This window comes from Pseudomonas sp. NUPR-001 (assembly GCF_052147955.1).
Lineage (GTDB): Bacteria > Pseudomonadota > Gammaproteobacteria > Pseudomonadales > Pseudomonadaceae > Aquipseudomonas.
This window is the reverse complement of sequence record NZ_CP197353.1, coordinates 1,683,008-1,705,885: the sequence shown is the minus strand read 5'-3', so window position 1 is coordinate 1,705,885 and position 22,878 is coordinate 1,683,008. Positions and strand designations below refer to the sequence as shown.

The 22,878-nt window shown below is 60.8% G+C and carries 20 protein-coding genes and 5 tRNA genes; 6 read left to right on the top strand and 19 right to left on the bottom strand.

Going from position 1 to position 22,878, the window contains the following annotated elements; all coding sequences use genetic code 11:
* The first annotated feature begins 177 nt into the window (after positions 1 to 177).
* The gene (rne, locus tag ACP6KB_RS07920; RefSeq protein ID WP_442113160.1) at positions 178 to 3,294 is read left to right on the top strand and encodes a ribonuclease E; all 3,117 of its coding nucleotides are present in this window, start codon (positions 178 to 180) and stop codon (positions 3,292 to 3,294) included.
* Positions 3,295 to 3,422: 128 nt separating this feature from the next.
* Here the strand turns inward: rne and murB are convergent, their stop codons facing one another.
* From murB to ACP6KB_RS07880, 8 genes are all read right to left on the bottom strand, one after another.
* Positions 3,423 to 4,442, bottom strand: coding sequence for a UDP-N-acetylmuramate dehydrogenase (gene murB / locus ACP6KB_RS07915; RefSeq protein WP_442113158.1), 1,020 nt, complete (start codon positions 4,440 to 4,442; stop codon positions 3,423 to 3,425).
* Positions 4,439 to 4,903: a low molecular weight protein-tyrosine-phosphatase gene (locus tag ACP6KB_RS07910; protein WP_442113156.1), complete on the bottom strand. Its 465-nt coding sequence runs from the start codon at positions 4,901 to 4,903 to the stop codon at positions 4,439 to 4,441. The genes murB and ACP6KB_RS07910 overlap by 4 nt, the downstream gene beginning before the upstream one ends.
* Positions 4,903 to 5,667: a 3-deoxy-manno-octulosonate cytidylyltransferase gene (gene kdsB / locus ACP6KB_RS07905; RefSeq protein ID WP_442113154.1), complete on the bottom strand. Its 765-nt coding sequence runs from the start codon at positions 5,665 to 5,667 to the stop codon at positions 4,903 to 4,905. The genes ACP6KB_RS07910 and kdsB overlap by 1 nt, the downstream gene beginning before the upstream one ends.
* Complete coding sequence (locus ACP6KB_RS07900) at positions 5,664 to 5,849, bottom strand: Trm112 family protein (RefSeq protein ID WP_442113152.1); 186 nt, start codon at positions 5,847 to 5,849, stop codon at positions 5,664 to 5,666. The genes kdsB and ACP6KB_RS07900 overlap by 4 nt, the downstream gene beginning before the upstream one ends.
* 38 nt (positions 5,850 to 5,887) lie before the next feature.
* Positions 5,888 to 6,898 (bottom strand): tetraacyldisaccharide 4'-kinase, encoded by a 1,011-nt coding sequence (lpxK, locus tag ACP6KB_RS07895; protein ID WP_442113150.1) that lies wholly within the window; start codon positions 6,896 to 6,898, stop codon positions 5,888 to 5,890.
* Positions 6,898 to 7,329 (bottom strand): ExbD/TolR family protein, encoded by a 432-nt coding sequence (locus ACP6KB_RS07890; RefSeq protein ID WP_442113148.1) that lies wholly within the window; start codon positions 7,327 to 7,329, stop codon positions 6,898 to 6,900. Before ACP6KB_RS07890 ends, lpxK begins: the two co-directional genes overlap by 1 nt.
* Positions 7,326 to 7,961, bottom strand: coding sequence for a MotA/TolQ/ExbB proton channel family protein (locus ACP6KB_RS07885; RefSeq protein WP_442113146.1), 636 nt, complete (start codon positions 7,959 to 7,961; stop codon positions 7,326 to 7,328). The genes ACP6KB_RS07890 and ACP6KB_RS07885 overlap by 4 nt, the downstream gene beginning before the upstream one ends.
* A 70-nt stretch (positions 7,962 to 8,031) precedes the next feature.
* Positions 8,032 to 10,254, bottom strand: coding sequence for a DNA internalization-related competence protein ComEC/Rec2 (locus ACP6KB_RS07880; RefSeq protein ID WP_442113144.1), 2,223 nt, complete (start codon positions 10,252 to 10,254; stop codon positions 8,032 to 8,034).
* Positions 10,255 to 10,397: 143 nt separating this feature from the next.
* Here ACP6KB_RS07880 and ACP6KB_RS07875 point away from each other — a divergent pair, with 143 nt between their 5' ends.
* Positions 10,398 to 10,940, top strand: coding sequence for a DUF2062 domain-containing protein (locus ACP6KB_RS07875; protein ID WP_442113142.1), 543 nt, complete (start codon positions 10,398 to 10,400; stop codon positions 10,938 to 10,940).
* Here the strand turns inward: ACP6KB_RS07875 and ACP6KB_RS07870 are convergent.
* The 3 genes from ACP6KB_RS07870 to ACP6KB_RS07860 all read right to left on the bottom strand — a co-directional run bounded on the left by ACP6KB_RS07870 (position 10,908) and on the right by ACP6KB_RS07860 (position 13,378).
* Complete coding sequence (locus tag ACP6KB_RS07870) at positions 10,908 to 11,687, bottom strand: ABC transporter permease (protein WP_442113140.1); 780 nt, start codon at positions 11,685 to 11,687, stop codon at positions 10,908 to 10,910. The genes ACP6KB_RS07875 and ACP6KB_RS07870 overlap by 33 nt on opposite strands.
* Positions 11,684 to 12,616: an ABC transporter ATP-binding protein gene (locus ACP6KB_RS07865; RefSeq protein WP_442113138.1), complete on the bottom strand. Its 933-nt coding sequence runs from the start codon at positions 12,614 to 12,616 to the stop codon at positions 11,684 to 11,686. The genes ACP6KB_RS07870 and ACP6KB_RS07865 overlap by 4 nt, the downstream gene beginning before the upstream one ends.
* Positions 12,617 to 12,754: 138 nt before the next feature.
* Positions 12,755 to 13,378 carry a glutathione S-transferase gene (locus ACP6KB_RS07860; RefSeq protein WP_442113136.1) on the bottom strand — a complete coding sequence of 208 codons (624 nt, stop codon included), beginning with the start codon at positions 13,376 to 13,378 and terminating at the stop codon, positions 12,755 to 12,757.
* Positions 13,379 to 13,561: 183 nt separating this feature from the next.
* Here ACP6KB_RS07860 and ACP6KB_RS07855 point away from each other — a divergent pair, with 183 nt between their 5' ends.
* Together ACP6KB_RS07855 and ACP6KB_RS07850 are read left to right on the top strand one after the other, a co-directional pair.
* The gene (locus ACP6KB_RS07855) at positions 13,562 to 16,009 is read left to right on the top strand and encodes an acyl-CoA dehydrogenase (RefSeq protein WP_442113134.1); all 2,448 of its coding nucleotides are present in this window, start codon (positions 13,562 to 13,564) and stop codon (positions 16,007 to 16,009) included.
* A 67-nt stretch (positions 16,010 to 16,076) separates the two neighbouring features.
* On the top strand, positions 16,077 to 16,487 hold the full coding sequence (locus ACP6KB_RS07850; RefSeq protein ID WP_133210873.1) for a PA2817 family protein: 411 nt from the start codon (positions 16,077 to 16,079) through the stop codon (positions 16,485 to 16,487).
* A 95-nt stretch (positions 16,488 to 16,582) separates the two neighbouring features.
* Here ACP6KB_RS07850 and ACP6KB_RS07845 read toward each other — a convergent pair.
* From ACP6KB_RS07845 to ACP6KB_RS07825, 5 genes are all read right to left on the bottom strand, one after another.
* Positions 16,583 to 16,658 (bottom strand) — tRNA-Gly (locus ACP6KB_RS07845).
* A gap of 84 nt (positions 16,659 to 16,742) precedes the next feature.
* Positions 16,743 to 16,818, bottom strand: a tRNA-Gly gene (locus tag ACP6KB_RS07840).
* 2 nt (positions 16,819 to 16,820) lie between these two features.
* Positions 16,821 to 16,896, bottom strand: a tRNA-Glu gene (locus tag ACP6KB_RS07835).
* 332 nt (positions 16,897 to 17,228) lie between these two features.
* Positions 17,229 to 17,304 (bottom strand) — tRNA-Gly (locus ACP6KB_RS07830).
* Between the two features lie 2 nt (positions 17,305 to 17,306).
* Positions 17,307 to 17,382 (bottom strand) — tRNA-Glu (locus ACP6KB_RS07825).
* A 336-nt stretch (positions 17,383 to 17,718) separates the two neighbouring features.
* Between ACP6KB_RS07825 and ACP6KB_RS07820 the strand changes: the two genes are divergently transcribed.
* Positions 17,719 to 18,486: a hypothetical protein gene (locus ACP6KB_RS07820; RefSeq protein WP_442113132.1), complete on the top strand. Its 768-nt coding sequence runs from the start codon at positions 17,719 to 17,721 to the stop codon at positions 18,484 to 18,486.
* Between the two features lie 86 nt (positions 18,487 to 18,572).
* Here the strand turns inward: ACP6KB_RS07820 and ACP6KB_RS07815 are convergent, their stop codons facing one another.
* On the bottom strand, positions 18,573 to 19,055 hold the full coding sequence (locus ACP6KB_RS07815; RefSeq protein WP_442113130.1) for a GAF domain-containing protein: 483 nt from the start codon (positions 19,053 to 19,055) through the stop codon (positions 18,573 to 18,575).
* The gene (locus ACP6KB_RS07810; RefSeq protein WP_442113128.1) at positions 19,052 to 19,942 is read right to left on the bottom strand and encodes an ATP-binding protein; all 891 of its coding nucleotides are present in this window, start codon (positions 19,940 to 19,942) and stop codon (positions 19,052 to 19,054) included. The genes ACP6KB_RS07815 and ACP6KB_RS07810 overlap by 4 nt, the downstream gene beginning before the upstream one ends.
* A gap of 82 nt (positions 19,943 to 20,024) precedes the next feature.
* Here ACP6KB_RS07810 and ACP6KB_RS07805 point away from each other — a divergent pair, with 82 nt between their 5' ends.
* Positions 20,025 to 22,385 carry a response regulator gene (locus ACP6KB_RS07805; protein ID WP_442113126.1) on the top strand — a complete coding sequence of 787 codons (2,361 nt, stop codon included), beginning with the start codon at positions 20,025 to 20,027 and terminating at the stop codon, positions 22,383 to 22,385.
* On the opposite strand, the gene ACP6KB_RS07800 is transcribed toward ACP6KB_RS07805, so the two are convergent.
* A complete protein-coding gene (locus ACP6KB_RS07800; RefSeq protein WP_442113124.1) occupies positions 22,378 to 22,863 on the bottom strand; it encodes a glutathione peroxidase in 486 nt (161 codons plus the stop codon). The two genes, ACP6KB_RS07805 and ACP6KB_RS07800, sit on opposite strands and share 8 nt — an antisense overlap.
* Positions 22,864 to 22,878: the final 15 nt, after the last annotated feature.

The following is a 22,878-nucleotide window of genomic DNA, read 5'->3' as shown; positions in this document are numbered from 1 at the left end:
TGACACCACAGCAAGCAGGACGCGTTGTCGCGACTTCGGCAGTACTGGGTTACCAGTCTGGTTCGACAGTCGCTGGACACGGGGGTGGCCCGCCACCCCTTGCGCACCTGACACCGACCGTGAGAAGTCGTGTGTGCCGAACGCCGTTTCCGGCAGCCCGGAAACCGACGGTATTACATGAAAAGAATGCTGATTAACGCGACTCAACCCGAAGAGTTGCGTGTAGCTCTGGTGGACGGCCAACGTCTCTACGACCTGGACATCGAGTCCGGTGCGCGTGAGCAGAAGAAGGCCAACATCTACAAAGGCCGGATTACCCGGATCGAACCTAGCCTGGAAGCCGCATTCGTCGACTTCGGCTCCGAGCGTCATGGCTTTCTGCCGCTGAAAGAAATCTCCCGCGAATACTTCAAGAAGTCCCCGGAAGGCCGGGTGAACATCAAGGAAGTGCTCAGCGAAGGCCAGGAAGTCATCGTCCAGGTCGAGAAAGAAGAGCGCGGCAACAAGGGCGCAGCCCTGACCACCTTCATCAGCCTGGCCGGCCGCTACCTGGTGCTGATGCCCAACAACCCGCGTGCCGGTGGCATCTCCCGTCGTATCGAAGGCGAAGAGCGCAATGAACTGCGCGAAGCCCTGAACGGCCTGGTTGCCCCTGCCGACATGGGCCTGATCGTTCGCACTGCCGGCCTTGGCCGCAGCAGCGAAGAAATGCAATGGGACCTGGACTACCTGCTGCAGCTCTGGACTGCGATCAAGGAAGCCTCCCAGGACCGCGCTGCGCCTTTCCTGATCTACCAGGAAAGCAACGTCATCATCCGCGCTATCCGCGACTACCTGCGCCAGGACATCGGCGAAGTGCTGATCGACAGCATCGATGCCCAGGAAGAAGCCCTGACCTTCATCCGCCAGGTCATGCCGCAGTACGCCAGCAAGATCAAGCTGTATGAAGACAGCGTTCCGCTGTTCAACCGCTTCCAGATCGAAAGCCAGATCGAAACCGCCTTCCAGCGCGTAGTCGACCTGCCGTCCGGCGGCTCGATCGTCATCGATCCAACCGAAGCCCTGGTGTCTATCGACATCAACTCGGCGCGCGCCACCAAAGGCAGCGACATCGAAGAAACCGCCCTGCAGACCAACCTGGAAGCGGCTGAGGAAATCGCCCGCCAGCTGCGCCTGCGTGACATCGGTGGCCTGATCGTCATCGACTTCATCGACATGACCCCAGCTAAAAACCAGCGCGCGGTCGAAGAGAAAGTCCGTGAGTGCCTGGAAGCTGACCGTGCTCGCGTACAGGTCGGTCGTATCTCGCGCTTCGGCCTGCTGGAAATGTCCCGTCAGCGCCTGCGTCCTTCCCTGGGCGAAAGCAGCGGCATCGTCTGCCCACGCTGCAGCGGCACCGGCATCATCCGTGACGTCGAATCGCTGTCGCTGGCCATTCTGCGCCTGATCGAAGAAGAAGCCCTGAAAGACCGCACCGCTGAAGTTCGCGCCCAAGTGCCGATTCCGGTTGCCGCCTTCCTGCTCAACGAAAAACGCAACTCGATCACCAAGATCGAACTGCGCACCCGGGCCCGTATCGTCATCCTGCCGAACGATCACCTGGAGACCCCGCATTTCGAAGTCCAGCGCCTGCGCGACGACAGCCCGGAAGCACTGAGCAGCCAATCCAGCTACGAAATCGCTGCCACTGAGGCGGAAGAAGCCCAACCGGCTGCAGCCACCCGCACCCTGGTACGCCAGGAAGCGGCGGTCAAAACTGCACCAGCTCGCGCCAACGCCCCAGTGCCAACCACACAGGAGCAACCTGCAGCACCCGTACACGTTGCTCCAGAGCCAAGCCTGTTCAAAGGTCTGGTGAAATCGCTGGTCAGCCTGTTTGCCGGCAAGGAAGAACCTGCCGCCACTCCAGTGGTTGCCGAAAAGCCGGCCACCGAGCGCCCGCAGCGCAACGAAGAGCGTCGTAACGGTCGCCAGCAGAGCCGCAACCGTAACGGTCGTCGCGACGAAGAGCGCAAGCCTCGCGAAGAACGTGCACCACGTGAAGAGCGCCAACCACGCGAAGCCCGCGAAGAAACCCAGGCCCGCGAAGAGCGCGCCCCACGCCAGCCGCGCGAAGAGCGTCAGCCTCGCGCCCCGCGTGAAGATCGCCGCACGCGTGAAGAGCGCCCGGTCCGCGAACTGCGTGAGCCACTGGATGCTGCTCCAGCAGTACGCGAAGAGCGTCCTGAGCGCGCACCGCGTGAAGAGCGTCAGCCGCGTGAAGAGCGTGTAGTGCGTGAAGAACGTGCACCACGCGAAGAGCGTGCACCGCGTGAAGAACGTGCCCCACGTGAAGAACGTGCACCGCGTGAAGAACGCGCCCCACGTGAAGAGCGTCAACCACGCCCGCCACGCGAAGAGCGCCAGCCTCGTCCAGCCGAAGCAACTGCTGAAGCGACCGACGAGCAACTGCCAAACGAAGAACTGCTGCAGGATGACAACCAGGAAGGCACCGAAGGCGAACGCCCACGTCGCCGCTCCCGCGGTCAGCGTCGTCGCAGCAACCGCCGCGAGCGTCAGCGTGATGCCAACGGTGACGTCGTCGAAGGCGCCGAAGACGCTACCGAGGAAGGCAACGAGCCATCGGGCGCTGAACTGGCCGCTGGTCTTGCCGTAACCGCCGCTGTTGCTACCATCAACATCAGCGCTGAAGCCGAAGCTCAAGCCAACGTTCAAGCTGAACGCGCCACCGCAGCCGTTGAACAGACTGCCCCGGTAGCCGCTCCAGCACCTGCCGAAGCGGTCGTCGCTGAAGCTGTTGAGGTCGTTGAATCCACCCAGCCGATCGCTGTCGAGCCTGCCGTGGTTGAAGCACAACAGCCTGTGGTTGCTGAAGAAGTTGCCATCGCCCCTGTGGTCGAGCAGCCAATCAGCGAACCGGTGGCAGTGGTCGAAGCGAGCATCGAGCCGATTGTCGAGGTTGCCCCGCAGCCCGTCGCTGAAGCACCGGTTGCTGTTGCGGTTGTTGCCGAGCCAGTGGTTGAAGCCCCACGCGAGCCAGAAGTTGTTCAGGCTCCAGTGGTTGAGGCTGAAGCCGTTGCACCGGTAGTTGCCGAGCCAGCACCAGTGGTTGCAGAGCCTGCCCAGGCTGCCGAACCGGTTGCAGTAGAAGCCCCGGTGGTCATGCTGCCAAATGGTCGTGCACCTAACGATCCTCGTGAAGTGCGCCGTCGCAAGCGTGAAGCTGAAGCAGCCGCTGCTGCTGCCGCAGCTGAAGCCTCGGAAACCGCAGAAGAGCAAAAGCCGCTCGTCTAAGGTCCAGGCAATAAAAAGCCCCGCCAGGTAGCTGGCGGGGCTTTTTTGTGTCTGTAGGAGCGGGCTTGCCCCGCGATGCGATCTATCAGTGATAACGCATCGCGGGGCAAGCCCGCTCCTACAGGCAGTCAGTAAAGGTTGGGTTCCATTTCCAGGCTTACGCCAAAACGCTCAAGAATATCGGCCTGGATTTTCTGCGCCAGCTGATGCAACTGCCCACCCGTGGCCTGGCCATAGTTGACCAACACCAACGACTGCAAGCGGTGTACCCCAGCATCACCATCACGGTAGCCCTTCCACCCGGCCTGCTCGATCAGCCAACCAGCGGCCAGCTTCACTTGCCCATCAGCCTGTGGATAAGCCACCAGCCCCGGATGCTGCGCACGAATCTGCTCCGCCAGCACGCTTGCCACCACCGGGTTCTTGAAGAAGCTCCCGGCATTACCCAAGTCCGCTGGGTCTGGCAGTTTCTCCCGGCGAATGCTACAGATCGCATCGCTGACATTCTGCGCCGTCGGCTGGCTAATACCCTGCTCGCTCAGACGCTGGCGCACCGGCCCATAGTCCAGGTGTGCGTGCATCACGCGGCTCAAAGCAAAACGCACCCGCAGAATCAACCAACGACCTGGATGCTGCTTGAACACACTGTCACGGTAGGCAAACTGGCATTCATCCAGATCGAAGTCACGCAGCGCGCCGGTCTGCCGATCCAGCGCAGTCAGCCCGGCAAACACATCCTTGATCTCGACGCCGTAAGCGCCAATGTTCTGCATCGGCGCCGCACCGACAGTACCGGGAATCAAGCTGAGGTTCTCCAGCCCCGACAAACCCTGGGCCAGGCTCCACTGCACGAACGGATGCCAAGGCTCCCCTGCCTCGGCTTCTACAATCACCCGCTGGCCGTCATCACTCAGAATACGCAGGCCACTGCTGGCCATGCGCATCACCAACGCCTGCACGTCGGCGGTCAGCAACAGATTGCTGCCACCACCGATGACCAGCACAGGTACATCCTGCGATTTCGCCTGTGTCAGCGCCTGACGAACATCTTCATCATTGTGCGCCTCGGTGAAGTAGCGTGCCCTGACATCAATGCCGAAGGTGTTGTACGGCTTGAGCGATACCTGCTCCTGCCACTGAGCACTCATAAGCGTCCCTTGAGTTCGACGACCAATCGCTGGCAAGCCGCCTCGATCAGGTCTAGCACCTGCTCAAAGCCCTGCTCACCGCCGTAGTAAGGATCCGGCACTTCATCCAACGGGCCTTCATAGCGGCGCAGGAACAAGTCCAGCTCGGCCTTGGCACCTGCAGGCTGCATGGCGCGCAGGTGGCCAAGGTTGCTTTTGTCCATGGCCAGGATCAGGTCATAGTCGTTGAAGTGTTTGGCTTCAACCTGCTGGGCACGCTGCTGCGACAGGTCGTAACCGCGCAATTGCGCGGCGCGACGAGTGCGGCTGTCAGGCTGCTTGCCCACATGCCAGTCGCCGGTTCCGGCCGAGGCCACTTCGACCAAACCCTCCAGGCCTTGGGCCTGCAGTTGATGGCGCAACACACCTTCAGCAGTCGGAGAGCGACAGATATTACCCAGGCACACAAACAGAACCCGCATCAGGCCTCCAGAATGCGCCGGACGCGCTCGAGGTCTTCAGGGGTATCGACTCCCACCGGTGGCGCCTCGATGGCGTCGGCAACATGGATACGCACGCCATGCCAGAGCGCTCGCAGCTGCTCCAACGATTCGGTGCGCTCCAACCAGCACGGCCCCCAACCGACGAAGTCTTGTAGAAAGCCGGCACGGTAAGCATACATGCCGATATGACGACGATAGGGCACACCTTCCGGCAGCATGTCTCGCTGCTGGGCGAATACATCCCGCGCCCAGGGCAACGGTGCACGACTGAAGGTCAACGCCAGACCGTTACAATCGCTGACCACCTTAACGGCATTGGGATTGAACACTGCAGTGACATCGCTGATCGGCTCGGCCAAGGTAGCGATCCCGGCCTCAGGATGCGCGGCCAGGTTCGCCGCCACCTGATCGATGATGACCGGTGGAATCAGCGGTTCATCGCCCTGGACATTGACGACAATGGCATCCGCCGCCAAGCCGAGTTTGCTGGCCACTTCGGCCAGGCGATCGGTGCCTGAATCATGATCTTCACGGGTCATCAGCACTTGCGCGCCGAACGACTCGCAGACCTGGTAAATACCGGCGTCGTCGGTGGCAATCACCACACGACTGGCGCTGCTCTTGCGCGCCTGCTCCCAGACATGCTGGATCATCGGCTTACCGGCAATCATCAGCAACGGCTTGCCCGGCAGGCGGGTAGACGCCAACCGCGCAGGAATCACCACAGTGAAGGTCAGGCTCATTTATCCAGGCGCTCTTCATCGCTCAAGGTGCGCGCTTCGCTTTCGAGCATCACCGGAATGCCATCGCGGATCGGATAGGCCAGGCCGGCGCCCTTGCTGATCAACTCGGTCTTGTCGGCACTGAGCTTGAGTGGGCCTTTGGTGATTGGGCAGGCGAGGATGTCGAGCAATTTGGTGTCCATGGGTATTCCTCAGGCCAGGGGCCGGAAAAAGAAAAGAATCAGGGCTTCGATGATCTCTGTAACAGTCGCTCAAGCTGGCCATCCAGCCAGGCCACAAAGGCCGGCGAAGGCACAGCGTCAACCGCCAGATACCACCAGTCATCGGCAGCAAAGGCACGGCATTTGACTGCGTCCTTTTCGGTCATGACCAGCGGTAGCGCCGGGCTGAAGCTCAGGGCCCGGGCACTGTACTCGGCATGATCGGCAAAAGGATGCGGCACAGGCCGCCATTTTAGCCCCTGCAGGGTATTGAAGAAACGTTGTGGATTACCGATTCCGGCAACCGCATGCAGCGCCTGGCCTGCCGGAAAGTGCTCAAGACCGGCACGCTCTCCGGTGCGCAGGTTGATCAGCGCGGTAGGCTTGAGGGCAAAGGCAAAACCATCGTCGCGATCAGCCAAGGCACCGTTGTAGAGCAGCGCATCGACCGCCTGCAAACGCTCCACCGGCTCGCGCAGCGGCCCGGCCGGCAGGCAACGGCGATTGCCCAGACCACGGGCCGCATCAACCAGTACCAGCTCCAAGTCACGCGCCAGGCGATAGTGCTGCATGCCATCGTCACAGAGAATCAGGTCAAGGGTTTCGCTGGCCAGCAATGCTTGTACAGCGCGTGAGCGGTCCGGATCGATCATCAACGGCACACCGCTACGCTGCACGATCAACAGCGGTTCATCGCCGGCCTCGGCCGCAGCTTGATCAGCCCGCACCCGCCAGGGCAACTGCGGCGGCTTGGCGCCGTAACCACGACTGACCACACCGACGCGCAGACCTTGCTGGCGACAATGTTCGATCAGCCAGAGAATCATCGGCGTCTTGCCCGTGCCGCCGACGGTGATGTTGCCGACCACGATCACTGGCACCGGCGCACGGTAACTGGCGCTCTCCCCGCTGAGAAAACGCTCCCGTTTGCGTAGCACTACGCGGCGATAGAGGGCCTCCAGCGGGCGCAACAGCGCCAACGCCGGATGCCCGTTGTACCAAGCATTGAGTAAACGGTCAGCCAAGGCCATCAAGGGGTCCCCTGAGCAGCCTCGACCGTGGTCATGCGCAACTGGCTGAAACCGAGCTTGCCGGCCGCATCCATGGCAGTCACCACCGCCTGGTGCGGGGTCTTGCCGTCGGCGCTGATCGACAACGGCAGTTTGGTATCACCGGCAGATTCTTTCTGCAGGGCTTCGATCAAGGTGGCCAGATCGCTCTTGGGCAGCAAGTTGTTGTTCAGCGAGTAGACGCCCTCGGCGCTGATGGTGATCTCCAGCTGCTTGAGCTCGCTGTCAGGGGCTGGAGCACCACTGACCGACTCTGGCAGCTCAACGCGCAACTGGGTTTCTCGGGTAAAGGTAGTGGTCACCACGAAAAACAGCAGCAGGATGAACACGACGTCGATCAATGACGCCAGGTTGATATCCACGGTCTCCCGTGGCTTGCGCCGAAACTTCACGCCTTGCCTCCGGCCAGATCGACATCACGGTCGCCCTGCACCACTTCAACCAGTTTGATTGCCTCTTGCTCCATGCCAACCACCAGCTCGTCGATACGGCGCTGCAGGAAGCGGTGGAAGAATACCGCTGGAATACCCACCATCAGGCCTGCAGCGGTGGTGATCAGGGCCTTGGAGATACCCCCGGCCAGCACAGCGGCATTGGCGCTCATGCCGGTGCCCATGAACGCGCTGAAAATGTCGATCATCCCCAGCACCGTACCCAACAACCCCAGCAAAGGAGCCATCGCAGCAATGGTGCCGAGGGCGTTGATATAGCGCTCAAGCTCATGAATGACCCGGGCGGCGGCCTCTTCAATGCACTCTTTCATGATCTCGCGACCATGACGGGAGTTGGCCAGACCAGCTGCCAGAATCTCACCCAGCGGCGAATCGGCGCGCAGGGCCTTGAGCTTGTCGTTGGTCAGCTGTTTGTCTTTGATCCACATCCACACCTGGCCCAGCAGGTGCGGTGGAGTGACCCGGCTGGCGCGCAAAGTCCAGAGACGCTCGGCGACGATAGCCATGGCAGCGATGGAGCTCAGAATGATCGGCAGCATCATCCAACCACCGGACTTGACCAATTCCCACACAGTTAGCATCCCCTTGAAAAAGTCCGCCACTCTACCATAGGACCCTTGGGCACTCATCTGCCGAAGGTCGTCAACTGCGCTCACGCCAGAAGCGCCGCTGGCTACGCTGCCCCTGCGGCTCGCCGAAAGCCCCCAGGCGCAAGCGCACAGCGCCCTGCTCCGCACTGTCGAACACCTCGATACCATTAGTCCGGTAACGCGTCATAACCTCGGCATGCGGGTGCCCGAAGGCGTTGTAACGCCCCCTGGAAATCAGCACACCGCGGGGTGCCGTGGCCGCCAGCAAAGCCTGGCTGGATGAGGTACGGCTGCCATGATGCGGCGCCTGCAGCCAGTCGACCCGAGTGGCCTGCCAGTCGTTGATCCAGGCCCGCTCGCCCTTGGCATCGAGGTCACCAGTAAGCAACAGGCGTTCGCCTCCCGCTTCCACCAACAGCACACAGGACCCTTGATTACTGTCGCCAGCGCCCAGCCACTGCCAGAGCGAAAAATCGACGCCATCCCATTGCCAACGCTCACCACTCACGCAAGGTTGGGCGTGCAGCGCTGGCGCCAGCTTCGCGACTTCGCCGCCCTGAACCCGACGCATCGGCAGCCCACGCTTGAGCGCCATCGCCCCACCGGCATGATCGGCGTCGGCATGACTAAGGAGCATCAGATCAACCTCTTTCACCCCCAATTTGTGCAAGGTCGGCAACACCACCCGCTCCCCCAGGTCGTGATCGGCTAGCGCAGGCCCGGCGTCATACAGCAGCGTGTGATTGCGAGTACGCAGCACGTAGGCCTGGCCCTGGCCAACATCCAGTTGCCAGACATCCAACTGACCATGATCAATACGCTCGCGAGGGGCAAACACGGCCAGCAGTAGCAGAGGCCAGCCCAGCACACGCATGGGCAACCCCGAAGGCAGCAACAGCAGGATCGCACCCAGACACAGCAACAGCCACACCTGCCAGGCTAACGGCTCCGGCACCCAGGCGGGTTGCCACTGTGCCAGATAGGTCAACACGCTGAACAATGCGTCGAGCAACCCACCCGCCAGCCAGAGCAACCCGACTCCAAGCATAGGGACGGGCAGCGTCACAGCGCCCAGCAACGCCAGAGGCAACACCAACAGGCTCAACCAGGGCACGGCAAACAGGTTGGCCAGCGGCGCGCTGAGACTGACAGGCAACCCCAGGGCGATGAGCACCGGCAGCAAGCCCAGAGCGATCAACCACTGCGCTCGGCCCCACGCCCGCCAAGGACTCCAAGCCCCCAGACGGCCACTGAAGGTAAACAGCAGCACGGCAACCGCGGCGAACGACAACCAGAAGCCCGGCAGCAAACTGGCCAGCGGCTCCCACAACAGCACAGCGTTGAGCGCCAGCAGCAACGGCACGCCCACTCCCAGGTGGCGATAGCGCAAACGCCACAGCAGCACCACCGCCAGCATCACGCAGGCACGCTGTACTGGCACCTGGAAACCGGCCAGCAAACCGTAGGCCAAGGCTGACAGAAAGGCTGCAGCACACGCACAGGGCAGCCAAGGTAAAACCCGAGGCCAGGCACCGAGGCGGGCCAGGCCTGCAATCAAGCCATAGACCAGGCCGGCCAGCAGCCCGATATGCTGCCCGGAGATCACCAACAAATGCACGGTGCCAGTCGCCTGCAGCACTTGCCAGCTGTCTCGCGTCAAACCAGCGCCATCGCCCAACACCAGCGCGACCAGCTCGGCCTCTCGCCCTTGACTATCCACACTCAGCAAGCGCTGGCGCACCGAGTCGCGCCAGGCACCCTGGGCAGGCGCTTGCAACGTGCCGGCTTTGACACTACCGGTAGCGCCGATGCGCCGCGCCAGCAAGGCCGCCTCGCGGTCCGGACCATGGGGATTGAGCAAGCCATGCGGGCGTTTGAGGGTAACCGCCAGCCGCCATCGTTCGCCGCTGTTGATCTCAGGCCCGGCAAACCAGCTGAGTTGCAGGCGTTGCGGCAACTGGGCACGGCGTGACTGCGCGGCGTCGATTTCGAACTGCACCGACCGGCCAGTTTGCCGGGGTAAGCCAACCACCCGCCCCTCCAGCCACAGCGTGCGACCATCGAGCGCTGGCGCCAGACGATCATCCAGTGCCTGCTGCGCCGACAGACACGCCCAGCTTAGGCCCAACAGAAACAAGCCCAGCGCACGCGTGCGCCAGAACAAACAAATCACCCCGACCAGCGCCATCAACACGATCATCCCGACCGATGGCAACGCCGGTAAAACACGCAGGCTCAGCAAGCCCAGTGCCAGCGCCACCATCCCTGTGCGCATGGTTTGAAGCTCCAGAAAAATTTCCCTTCCTGAGGCTTAGATCAGCGTGGGCGACTGCTCACTCAATAATTGTCACAAAGTCTGTAATGGGGGCTTTTTAGATTCGGTGCATACTTGCCCCCTTCACCCAGTCGAGAGCCTACATGCCGCGTCGTCTCTTCAAACGCTACATGCCCGACCCGACCAGCATCAGGGAACACAAATCCTTACGCTTTCTCGGCCGGCTGCTGCACGACCCCAACCTCTGGCACCTGAATCGGCATTCGGTGGCGCGAGCCATGGCGGTAGGCCTGTTCGCCGCGTTCATTCCGGTGCCGATGCAGATGTTGCTGGCCGCCAGCCTGGCCGTCATGGTGCGTGGCAACATGCCGATAGCCGTCAGTCTGGTGTGGCTGACCAACCCGTTCACCATGCCGCCGGTGTTCTACTGCACCTACCAGATGGGCGCCTGGCTGATGCAGGTGCCGCCCAGAACCCTGCCAGAAGAACTGACATTCGAGTGGATCACCGGCGAGCTGTCGACCCTGTGGCAGCCGTTCCTGCTCGGCTCGGTGGTGTGCGGCCTGCTGCTCGGTGCCCTGGCCTACTGCCTGACCATGCTCTACTGGCGCTGGTGGGTAGGCCGGCAATGGCACCGGCGCAAGCAAAAGCTGTCAGCTACGCATTCCACGCCCACTGACCAGTAGGCGTACGCAACCCAGGTACAGCACCGCCGTGGCCACCAGCATGAAGGTGATGGCCACGCCGATGCGAATGTCCGACACACCGAGAATGCCGTAGCGGAACGAGTTGACCATGTGCAGCACCGGGTTGGCCAACGACACTGTCTGCCAGAACGGCGGCAACAGGTTGATCGAGTAGAACACCCCGCCCAGGTAGGTCAGCGGTGTCAGGACGAAGGTCGGAATGATCGAGATATCGTCAAAGTTGCGCGCGAACACCGCGTTGATGAAGCCCAACAGCGAGAAGATCGTTGCGGTCAACAACACCACCAGAACGGTCACACCCAGGTGATGGACCTGCAGGTGAGTGAAGAACAGCGACAGAATGGTAACGATCACCCCCACTGCCAGCCCACGCAGAACACCACCGAGGGTGTAACCGATCAAAATCGTATGCGGCGATACCGGCGACACCATCAGCTCTTCGATCGAGCGCTGAAACTTGCTGCCGAAGAAACTCGACACCACGTTGCCATAGGAGTTGGTGATCACCGACATCATGATCAGCCCCGGCACGATGTACTCCATGTAAGTGAAGCCACCCATGTCGCCAATCTGCCGACCGATCAGGTTACCGAAGATCACGAAGTACAGGACCATGGTGATCGCCGGCGGCAGCAAGGTTTGCGGCCAGATCCGAGTGAAACGACGTACTTCGCGATAAACAATGGTATTGAGGGCAACCAGGTTGGCGCTCAGCTCAGAACTCATACCGCCACCTTCGCCAGGTTTTTCTCAACCAAAGACACAAACAACTCCTCAAGACGGTTGCTCTTGTTACGCAGGCTTTGCACTTCGATGTTCTGCAGGGCCAATTGGCCGAACAACGCCGTGATCCCCACATCCTTGTCCACTTGTACCTCCAGGGTGTGCGGGCTGATCAACCGGCACGGATAGCCCACCAGGGTTGGCGCCTGAGGCAGGTCTTGCTTGAGGTCGAGCAGGAACGTCTCGACATGCAGCTTGCTCAACAGCGCGCGCATGCTGGTGTTTTCAACGATGGTGCCGTGGTCGATGATGCCGATGTGTCGGCACAGCTGCTCGGCTTCTTCCAGGTAATGGGTGGTGAGAATGATGGTGATGCCCTGCTGGTTCAGCTCGGTGAGAAAGCTCCACATCGAGCGGCGCAGTTCGATATCCACACCGGCAGTCGGCTCATCGAGAATCAGCAAACGCGGCTCGTGGATCAGCGCCCGGGCAATCATCAAGCGCCGCTTCATGCCACCCGACAACGAACGCGACGGCACATCGCGCTTGTCCCACAGTCCGAGCTGGGTCAGGTATTTTTCGGCGCGTTCTTTGGCCACCTTGGCCGGAATACCGTAGTAACCGGCCTGAGTCACGACAATGTCGAAAGTCTTTTCGAACTGGTTGAAGTTGAACTCCTGCGGCACCACGCCAATGCTGCGCTTGAGCGCTGCAGGCTGACGGTCAAGATCGTGACCGAAGATGCTCACGGTGCCACTGGTCTTGTTGACCAGCGTCGAAAGAATGCCAATGGTGGTGGATTTACCCGCACCATTGGGGCCGAGCAAGGCAAAGAAGTCACCCTCGGCGACGTCCAGATCAATGCCCTTGAGGGCCTGGAAACCGTTGCCGTAGGTTTTGGTTAGCTGCCTTATGGACAGAGCAGAACTCATAGCGGGTCGCGTACCAGTGTGAGGGGTTCAAGACGCGACCGAGCAGGCCGATCGCAGTGAATATGGCCATGGTGCGTGCCCAGGCCATACAAGTACAGTCATGTGTATCGATAATAACTATCAGCTTAACCGTAGTGATCAGGTCAGTGCAGTCATCACCGCCGCCTGGAATGCCGGCCGCTCCTGCAAGCGCTCGTACCAGGCGCGCAAATGGCGCATTTCGGGGCGCTCGATGGGCATTTCGAACCAGGCATAGGCGAAACAGCCCAGGGGGATGTCGCCCATGCCCAGGGACTTACCAGACAGATAAGGCTGGTGCGCCAGGGCCTGGTCAGCAATCGACAACAATTGCGCGCAGGTCTTGTGCGCGGCATTGATCGCGACCCAATCCTGCTGCTCGGCAGGGGTGCGCAGAATACCCCAGAACAGCGGGCGAAACGGTGCCGCCAGCGACGAGGTGACCCAATCCATCCACTTGTCCGCTTCGGCGCGCTGACGTGGGTTGCCGGCATACCAACCATCCTCGGCCCCATACTCGGCCGACAGATAGCGCACGATGGCGTTGGACTCCCAGAGCACCAGCCCCTGATCTTCGATCATCGGCACCAGGCCATTGGGGTTCAGCGCCCGGTATTGCGGCTCATTGACCAGGCCGAAGGCGCCACCAGCATCAATCGCCTCATACTCAAGCCCCAACTCTTCGGCGCACCACAGCACTTTCCTGACATTGGTCGAATTCTTCCGTCCCCAGATCTTGAGCATAACGTCGTCCTGATGAATGAGCGGCCGCCCAGTCTACCCCAGACTCCGGCCCTGACAATCGCCCACAGCCTATGGCGAACTCCTGCTGCCACAACCTGTCACTGTTCTGACAAGCCGAACATCGGATGCCGTCTAAGCTCTGATGGACTGCAAAATGCCCTGAGGTTTCACGGAGGAATGAACATGTTGCTGTTGTGGTTAGTCGTTCTGGTGATCGGTGCCGCCTACCTTGCCCACCGACGCATCGCCGCCCTACCCGCACTGGCCCTGATTGCGCTGTATCTGGTGCTGATGGGGATTTTCAGCCACGCGCCGGGTTGGCTACTGACGATTTTCTGGTTGGTTGTGGCAGCCAAAGCTGCCCTGGTCTTGCTGCCCGAACTGCGCCGCAAGGCGTTCAGCGCCCCGCTGTTCGGCTGGTTCAAACGCACCCTGCCGCCGATGTCGCAGACCGAACGCGAGGCAATCGATGCCGGCACCGTGTGGTGGGATGGTGAACTTTTCAGCGGACGCCCGAACTGGAATACCTTGCTGGGTTACTCCAAAGCCGAGTTGACCGAGGAAGAACAAGCCTTCATCGACGGCCCCACCGAAGCACTGTGCGCGATGGTCAGCGACTGGCAGATCGGCCAGCAACTGGACCTGCCGCCAGCCGCCTGGGAGCACATCAAGTCCAACGGTTTCTTTGCCTTGATCATCCCCAAGGAGTACGGCGGCAAAGGCTTTTCCGCCTATGCCCACTCGCAAGTGGCGATGAAACTGGCGACCCGCAGCGGCGACCTGGCCTCGACGGTCATGGTCCCCAACTCCCTGGGCCCGGCTGAGCTGTTGCTGCACTACGGCACCGACGAGCAACGCCAGTACTACTTGCCCCGCCTGGCCCGCGGCGAGGAAATACCCTGCTTCGCCCTGACCGGTCCACTGGCCGGCTCTGATGCCGGCGCGATGCCCGACAGCGGGGTTATCTGCAAAGGCCAGTGGCAAGGTGAAGAGGTCATTGGCCTGCGCCTGAACTGGGAAAAGCGCTACATCACCCTCGGCCCGGTGGCGACCCTGCTGGGGCTGGCCTTCAAGGCCTACGATCCAGAGCACTTGCTCGGCGAACAAGTGGAACTGGGGATCAGCCTGGCGCTAGTCCCAACCGATACGCCCGGCGTGGACATCGGCAAGCGCCATCTGCCGCTGGGCGCCGCTTTCATGAACGGCCCCAACAGCGGCAAAGACGTGTTCATTCCGCTGGACTACCTGATCGGTGGCCAACAGATGCTGGGCAAGGGCTGGATGATGCTGATGAACTGCCTGTCGGTGGGCCGCTCGATCTCGCTGCCAGCGGTGGGCACCGGCGCGGCCAAGTACACAAGCCTCGTCACCGGCCAGTACGCGCGGATTCGCGAACAGTTCAACGTCCCGCTGGCGGCCTTCGAAGGCATTCAGGAATCGCTGGCCCGCATTGGCGGCAACGCCTTCCTGATGGACAGCGCCCGCCTGCTGACTGCCAAGGCCGTGGACCTGGGAGAGAAGCCGTCGGTGCTGTCGGCCATCCTCAAGTATCACCTGACCGAGCGTGGCCGCGAGTGCATTCAGCACGCCATGGATGTGCATGGCGGCAAGGGCATCATCATGGGCCCGAACAACTACCTGGGCCGCAACTGGCAAGGCGCGCCAATTTTCATCACGGTCGAGGGTGCCAATATCCTTTCGCGCAACCTGATGATCTTCGGCCAGGGCGCGATTCGCTGCCACCCCTTCGTCCTCAAGGAAATGGCCCTGGCAGCACGCGAAGACCATCACCAGGCGCTAAAGGAATTTGACCAACTGCTGATGCAACACATCGGCTTCGCAGTAGGTAACGCCGCCAGCACCCTGATCCTCGGGCTGGGCCTGGGACACTTTGAAAAAGTCCCGGGCGATGCCTTGAGCCAGGGTTACTTCCGCGCCCTCAACCGCCAGGCAGCCGCCTTCGCCTTGCTCGCCGACCTGTGCATGATGCTGCTCGGCGGTGAACTGAAACGCCGCGAGCGCCTGTCAGCGCGTCTGGGTGATGTCCTGAGCCACCTCTACTTGAGCTCGGCGGCGCTAAAGCGCTATCACGACCTCAACTCGCCAGAACATCTGCAACCCCTGCTGCGCTGGGCCATGGAGGAAAGCCTGGGCCAGGCGGAGAAGGCGCTGGATCGCCTGCTCGACAACTTCCCCAATCGTTTCCTTGGCTGTGCATTGCGTGTGGTGGTATTCCCGTTCGGTCGCCAGCACACCGGCCCCAGCGACGCACTGGACGCCGAAGTTGCCGCACTGATTGGGCGCGCCAAAGGCGATCCGGCGCTGGAGGAGCTGCTTGCCGGCTGCTATCGCCCACAGGATGCAGATGACCCGGTAGGTGCGCTGCAGCACGCCAGCACCTTGCTCGACGCCTGCTCCCCCTTGCAGAAAAAACTGCATCAAGCACTCAAGGAGGGCAAGGTCAACCCGGCACCAGGCGAGTCAAACATCGAGGCAGCCCTGCAGGCTGGCGTGCTTGAGGCCGCTGAAGCGCACTCCCTGCTCGCCGCCGAGGCAGCCCGGCGCAAGGTCATCGATGTCGATGCCTTCAGCCAGGAAGAACTGCTGGCGACCCCCGGCAAAATTCGTTAACGGTCGGGACATCGGGCGCTGGGAGCCGTATACTCCCGCGCCCGTTTTAACCCAAGAGGATCGCCACATGGCCACCCCACATCTGGAGTATCACCTCCTTCTGCTCGATCACCTGCGCAGCATCCTGGTTGCCCTGGGCGAAGCCGAGCAGGTTCCAGAAGAGAGCCATGCCTTGTTTCTCGAGCGATTCGATGAACTGCGCGCAGAGTTGCCGATCGACCCACTGCAAAGCCAGTACCTGGGCCAGGACCTGATGTGCCAGGTGATCCAGCGCTACCCGCAAATCGCCCACCTGGTACCACGCGACTTGCTGTGGTTCTTCGGCGGTGACTGCCTGCACTTCATGCCAGACGAAGAACTGGACATGTACCAGGCCCTGGAAGAGCGCCGCTACGAGGCCGAGCAGAACGATGAGCCGTTCGACTGGAACCAGGAAAAGCAGCTGCTGAGCATGTCGGACGACGACAGCAAGCATTGACCTGCAACGGCGGCAAGGTTGAATACCCTGCCGCCGTTAACAGTAAAAAGTCCAGACGAAAAAAAACGCCGTTCAATCGAACGGCGTTTTTTAATTGGAGCGGGAAACGAGACTCGAACTCGCGACCCCGACCTTGGCAAGGTCGTGCTCTACCAACTGAGCTATTCCCGCAATGTGAAGCAAACCGCTGTGGTGTGAACTGCCTTGAAGCGACTCACTACCCCTGTACCGTCATGAACGCCACAGTATTTAAACTGGAGCGGGAAACGAGACTCGAACTCGCGACCCCGACCTTGGCAAGGTCGTGCTCTACCAACTGAGCTATTCCCGCAATGGCGTCCCCTAGGGGACTCGAACCCCTGTTACCGCCGTGAAAGGGCGGTGTCCTAGGCCACTAGACGAAGGGGACACACTACAACTTCACTCCCTGCTGCGTTTCGCTGTGTGCTTTACGCTGCAAGTGGCGCGCATTCTATGGATGCCTGGACAAGCCGTCAACCCCTATCGATAAATTTATTTAAATCAATGACTTCCATGAGGTGAGAATCGCCCAACCCCGCCGCTTGCCAGCAGCGCCAAGGTAGCACCTTTCAATCGAGAACCGTTGAAATTGAATAGACAGGCAGGTGCAGCACGTTGAGAACTGCGCTGAGTAAACAAGAACAAGAAGAAGGAAGGAATTTCAGGCACAAAAAAAGAGGCCTTAGGCCTCTTTTTTGATCGGCTGGCGCCGATTGAATTTGGAGCGGGAAACGAGACTCGAACTCGCGACCCCGACCTTGGCAAGGTCGTGCTCTACCAACTGAGCTATTCCCGCATTGGCGTCCCCTAGGGGACTCGAACCCCTGTTACCGCCGTGAAAGGGCGGTGTCCTAGGCCACTAGACGAAGGGGACACGCTACTGCATTCACTCCCTGCCGCGTTCCGCTGTGTGCTTTACGCTGCAAGTGGCGCGCATTCTATGGAGGCTTTGACACTCCGTCAACCCCTGCCGATAAATTTATTTAAATCAATGACTTCCCGGAGCTTCGCAAGGCTCACGGCGGTTAACGGCGCCTGGTCCTTGACGTTTATTTTTTGGCGCGCCAACGGTGCCGAAACCCCAGCAGCGACGGCGCGATACAAGCAAAAGGCCATCAACGCACACTCGACAACCGCCAAACAGCTCTATCCGGCCAAAAGCGAAGTCACTACACTCAAACAGTAAATCATCCTGTATGAGGCGTTAACGGTGACACCACTTATGATCACCCTGCTTATCGTGGCGGGGATCGCGTTGTTGATTGTGATCGGCTACCTGAACAATGTGGTCGAAAACAACAAGCTCGAGCGTGCCCGGCTGAAGATCGAACTGGCCGACCGCTTGCGCCGTTGTGGCGAGATCACCGAAACCTTTCCCGGCCAGTTGATGACCCCGGCCCTAAAGCTGCTGTTAACCCGCCTCGAACTCAACCTCAATCAGCGCCAGCTGGCTCTGGATAAAAACAGCCGCGACATCCGCGCGCGGATTGCCGAACTTGAAGGCCTGATCGCCCAGGGTGAAGCACTGCCGGTGAACAACCCGCCCGCCCCTATCCAGACCGAAGCCCGGGCCAAGGACGTACGCTTTCTGTTGGAAGGCATGCACAACCAGATCACCCGTGCGGCCCACGAAGGCTTTCTGCCCACCAACGAAGCCAAGTACTGGATCAAAGAGATCCGCCACATTCTGGTACTGCTGCACATCGAGTTTTTCAACAACCTCGGCCAGCAAGCGCTGCAGCAAAACCAGCCTGGGCATGCACGCCTGGCGTTCGAACGTGGCGTTCAGTACCTGCGCAAACAGCCGGACCCGGCGGTTTACCGCGAGCAGCTTGATTACATGGAAAAACTGCTGGCCCGCGCCAATGCTCAAGTACTGAGCCAGTTGGAGCCTGCCGAGGACGAGGTCAACGAGCTGACCGAAGGTTTGAAGACCGATACCAGTGAAGACTGGAAGAAGAAGGTTATTTACGACTGACGCCGGCTGAAAGCATCGCGGGGCAAGCCCGCTCCTACAGGTTCATTACAAATCCTGTAGGAGCGGACTTGCCCCGCGATCAACCATCAGCAGTCAGTCAAACGCAAGAAGATCGCCGCCAACCGCTCCAGCCCCACCTGATCCGCCTCACTGAAGCGCGCCAGCTTCGGACTGTCCAGATCCAGCACGCCAATCAGGCGCCCGTCCTTGACCAACGGAATCACCAGCTCGCTGTTCGAGGCGCTGTCGCAGGCGATATGCCCCGGGAACGCGTGCACGTCCTCAACCCGCTGGGTTTCCCGAGTGGCTGCCGCCGCCCCGCACACACCGCGACCAAAGGCAATCCGCACACAGGCCACCTGGCCCTGGAACGGACCGAGCACCAGCTCTTCATTGCGATTCAGGTAAAAGCCTGCCCAGTTCAAGTCGTCGACCTGACTGTAGAGAAACGCCGAAAACTGTGCCGCATTGGCAATGAAATCGCGCTCGTCGGCAAACAATGCCTCCAGCTGTGCAGCCATCAGGGCGTAGCCCTCAAGGCCTGCGCCAGAAGCGTTAAGGTCAATCATTTTTTCTGCTCCAACAGTTGCAGTCCTACCCAATAGCGGGCGAACTGATAGGCACAACGGCCATTGCGGTTGCCGCGGCCAGTGGCCCAACGCACGGCGAGGATGTCCAGGGCTTCATCGCGCTGCCAGACCAGCCCGGCAGCCTCAGCCAGTTGACCGATCCAGTGCTCCACGACATTGAGGAAATGGTCCTGGGTGAATGGGTAGAACGACAGCCACAGGCCAAAACGATCAGACAAGGCAATCTTGTCTTCCACCGCTTCGTTGGGGTGCAGTTCGCCGTCAACCATCTTCCAGTTTTCGTTGTCGCTCTGCTTCTCCGGCACCAAGTGCCGACGGTTCGAAGTGGCATATAGCAGTACGTTATCCGGTGCTTGCTCCAGGGAGCCATCGAGCACGCTCTTGAGCACCCGGTAATCGCCCTCCCCCGCTTCGAACGACAGGTCATCGCAGAACAGCACAAAACGCTGCGGCAGCTTGCTCAACTGCTCCACTACCCGTGGCAGATCGGCCAGGTGATCACGTTCTATCTCGATCAGCCGCAGGCCTGCCTCAGCGTGCTCAGCCAGCAGGGCACGCACCAGTGACGACTTGCCGGTACCGCGCGAGCCCCACAGCAGCGCATGGTTGGCGGGCATGCCATCGAGGAACTGGCGGGTATTGCGCCCCAGTTGCTCGCGCTGCTGATCAACGCCGATCAGGTCTGACAGGCGCATGTCGAGGCTGACTTCCAGCGGCAACAGATAACCGCTGCGGCCATCGCGCTGCCAACGTGCGGCCAGACAGCGGCTCCAGTCGATCGGTGCACGGGGAGCCGGCAACAACGGTTCAAGACGGGCGAGCACGGTTTCGGCACGCTCCAGAAAAGCATTCAAACGAGAGTCCACAACGATTCCTCAAGACAGTTTCAAGGACAACGGCAGTGCTGAATGTGAGACAGGGCGTGCCAGCAGCGGGGCCTGATCGGCTATGCTTGCGCAGCGCACGGAAAGTGAAACTGGCTCGGGACTCATGGATATCAAGTTCACCAATCGCCTGTCCTACAAGCAAGCCCGGCTGACGGTCCTGGTCGGCTTCATCCTGGGTACATTGCTCAGTCTCATCCAGATCGGTATCGATTATGCCAGCGAAGACGCCTCTATCAACCGCGAGATGCAGGCGCTGCTGCAAATCAGCCATAACCCGGCCTCACGCATTGCCTACAACATCGACGCCGAACTGGCCCAGGAACTGACCGGCGGCCTGCTGCAATCGCCAGCGATCACCCGCGCACGCCTGATCGATAACAACGACACCGTGCTGGCCGACGTGCAGCGCCCGCGCACTGAAAGCAACTACCGCCTGTTCAGCGATTTTCTCTTCGGTGAAAGCCGAGCGTTTCAAGACCCGCTGTTCCTTAGCCATCTGCCAGACGAAAACCTCGGAACCTTGTACCTGGAGGTCGACACCTTTGCCTTTGGCAGCCGCTTTCTCAAGCGTGCCGAAATTACCTTGCTCAATGGCTTTTTCCGCAGCCTGATCCTCACCGGAATTCTGCTGACGCTGTTCTACTTCATGCTGACCAAACCGCTGGTGCGCTTGATCAGCGCCTTGGCCAACCGCGACCCGCGCCAGCCAGAGCAGTCGAAACTGTCGTTTCCACCCGGCCACGAGCATGATGAGATCGGCGTGCTGGTCAAAGTCGCCAATCAGCAGTTCGTCAGCATGGCCACTGAAATTCAGCAGCGGCGCAGTGCCGAAAATCGCCTGACCGAGTACCTTAACGAGCTGGAAAATATCGTTTCGGCACGCACCAATGAACTCAAGGCCAGCAACATCCGCCTGAGCCAGTCGAACGAAGAGCTTGAGGCCGCACGCCGCAGGGCACTGGACATGGCCCAGGCACGGGCGGCCTTTCTGGCCAATATGAGTCACGAAATCCGCACACCGCTCAACGGCCTGCTGGGCATGATCGCGCTGTCGCTGGACAGCCCGCTCAACGCCGAACAACGCCAACAGCTGTCCATCGCCCACGACTCCGGCAAAGTACTGGTGGAGCTGCTTAACGACATCCTCGACCTGTCCAAGTTCGACGCTGGCCAACTGGAGCTTGAGCGCATTCCCTTCGACCTCGGCGCGCTGGTTGAAGATACCGCCAACCTGTTATCGCAAAATACCGCCCCCAGCGTCGAGCTGACCTGCCTGATCGATCCGCAGTTTCCCAGCATGGTCCTGGGCGACCCCACGCGCGTTCGCCAGATTGTCAGCAACCTGCTGTCCAACGCGCTGAAGTTCACCCGCTTCGGTCGCGTCGATCTGCGCCTGAGTGCTCACAACGGCGGTGTGCGCCTGGATGTCTGCGACACCGGCATCGGTATTGCCCAGGACGCCCAGGCGAAAATTTTCCAGCCTTTCACTCAGGCCGGCGCAGGGATCACCCGCCAATATGGCGGTACCGGCTTGGGTTTGACACTGACCAACAACCTCTGCGAGGCCATGCAGGGCCGCCTGAGTATCAGCTCTGAAGCGGGTTTCGGCAGCCAGTTCAGCGCCGAACTGCCCCTGCCCTGCCACTCCCCGGCGGTACCTGCTGAGCGCCTGCACGGTCATATCGCCGCCTTGACCAATGCCAGCAGCGGCCTGGCCGAGCTACTGCAAAGCCTGCTTCCAGGCTGGGGGCTGGATTACCGACGCTATGACCAGGCAAACCAACTGCACGGTGCACAACCTAACCTGTTGATTACCGACGACCTGGAAAACCTGTTCAGCCTTCGCCCGCAGATTCAGGCCCCGATTCTGCTGGTCACTGCTTATGGCAACTTCCTGCCGAGCGAACAGGCCAACTGCCTGGCGCCCTTGCAGCAGCAGGCCCGGCCACTGGCGCGCAACGCCTTGTACCAAACCTTGCGGCGCGCCCTCCAAGGCGCCCACACACTCAAGCCCAATGCGCAGCACAACACGCCTGGCAGCCTGAGCCGCGCGCGCATCCTGCTGGTGGAAGACAACCCGGTGAACCAGTTGGTGGCCAAAGGCATGCTTGCCAAGCTCGGCTGTGATGTCAGCGTTGCCGCCCAGGGCGCCGAAGCGCTGGAACACCTGGAGCAGGCGCCTTTTGACCTGGTGCTGATGGACTGCAACATGCCGGTGATGGATGGCTATGAAGCCAGTCGCAAAATTCGCCAGAGCGGGCGCTGGCCGCATTTGCCCATCGTCGCCCTGACGGCCAATGCCCTCCCCGAAGAGCGCGAGCGCTGCCGGGTGGCGGGCATGAACGATTACCTGGCCAAGCCCTTTCGCCGCGAAGAGCTGCTGGCCCTGATCGACCACTGGGTACCGCTGAGCACTAGCTGAGCAGCTTCTCGATCGATGAAGTCAGCGCCTCTGGTTTGGTGCTTGGCGCAAAACGGGTGACCTTGCCACTGACCGGATCCAGCAGGAACTTGGTGAAATTCCATTTGATCTTTTCCGAGCCAAACAGGCCGGGGGCACGCTTTTTCAGCTCGACGAACAACGGATGGGCGCCCGTACCATTGACCTCGATCTTGCGAAACAGCGGAAAGCTGACACCGAAATTGCTTTCGCAGAACTGCGCAATTTCCCGGGCATCACCCGGCTCTTGCTTGCCAAACTGATTGCACGGAAAGCCCACCACCACCAGGCCGCGCTCGCGGTAGTGGCGCCAGAGCTGCTCCAGCCCCTTGTATTGCGGGGTAAACCCGCACTGGCTGGCAGTATTGACTACCAACAGTGCCTTGCCCTGGAAATCGCCCAAGGCCTTCTGTTCACCGCTCAGGGTGACGCAGGGAATGCTCAACAGTGCGTCGGCCATGACCGTTTCTCCTCT

What these genes read in the sequence shown, in the direction of transcription:
- rne (WP_442113160.1), top strand. Translation starts at nt 178, where the DNA reads ATGAAAAGAATGCTGATTAACGCGACTCAACCCGAAGAGTTGCGTGTA.
- murB (WP_442113158.1), bottom strand. Translation starts at nt 4,442, where the DNA reads ATGAGTGCTCAGTGGCAGGAGCAGGTATCGCTCAAGCCGTACAACACC.
- ACP6KB_RS07910 (WP_442113156.1), bottom strand. Translation starts at nt 4,903, where the DNA reads ATGCGGGTTCTGTTTGTGTGCCTGGGTAATATCTGTCGCTCTCCGACT.
- kdsB (WP_442113154.1), bottom strand. Translation starts at nt 5,667, where the DNA reads ATGAGCCTGACCTTCACTGTGGTGATTCCTGCGCGGTTGGCGTCTACC.
- ACP6KB_RS07900 (WP_442113152.1), bottom strand. Translation starts at nt 5,849, where the DNA reads ATGGACACCAAATTGCTCGACATCCTCGCCTGCCCAATCACCAAAGGC.
- lpxK (WP_442113150.1), bottom strand. Translation starts at nt 6,898, where the DNA reads ATGGCCTTGGCTGACCGTTTACTCAATGCTTGGTACAACGGGCATCCG.
- ACP6KB_RS07880 (WP_442113144.1), bottom strand. Translation starts at nt 10,254, where the DNA reads ATGCGCACAGGGATGGTGGCGCTGGCACTGGGCTTGCTGAGCCTGCGT.
- ACP6KB_RS07875 (WP_442113142.1), top strand. Translation starts at nt 10,398, where the DNA reads ATGCCGCGTCGTCTCTTCAAACGCTACATGCCCGACCCGACCAGCATC.
- ACP6KB_RS07870 (WP_442113140.1), bottom strand. Translation starts at nt 11,687, where the DNA reads ATGAGTTCTGAGCTGAGCGCCAACCTGGTTGCCCTCAATACCATTGTT.
- ACP6KB_RS07865 (WP_442113138.1), bottom strand. Translation starts at nt 12,616, where the DNA reads ATGAGTTCTGCTCTGTCCATAAGGCAGCTAACCAAAACCTACGGCAAC.
- ACP6KB_RS07860 (WP_442113136.1), bottom strand. Translation starts at nt 13,378, where the DNA reads ATGCTCAAGATCTGGGGACGGAAGAATTCGACCAATGTCAGGAAAGTG.
- ACP6KB_RS07855 (WP_442113134.1), top strand. Translation starts at nt 13,562, where the DNA reads ATGTTGCTGTTGTGGTTAGTCGTTCTGGTGATCGGTGCCGCCTACCTT.
- ACP6KB_RS07850 (WP_133210873.1), top strand. Translation starts at nt 16,077, where the DNA reads ATGGCCACCCCACATCTGGAGTATCACCTCCTTCTGCTCGATCACCTG.
- ACP6KB_RS07815 (WP_442113130.1), bottom strand. Translation starts at nt 19,055, where the DNA reads ATGATTGACCTTAACGCTTCTGGCGCAGGCCTTGAGGGCTACGCCCTG.
- ACP6KB_RS07805 (WP_442113126.1), top strand. Translation starts at nt 20,025, where the DNA reads ATGCTTGCGCAGCGCACGGAAAGTGAAACTGGCTCGGGACTCATGGAT.
- ACP6KB_RS07800 (WP_442113124.1), bottom strand. Translation starts at nt 22,863, where the DNA reads ATGGCCGACGCACTGTTGAGCATTCCCTGCGTCACCCTGAGCGGTGAA.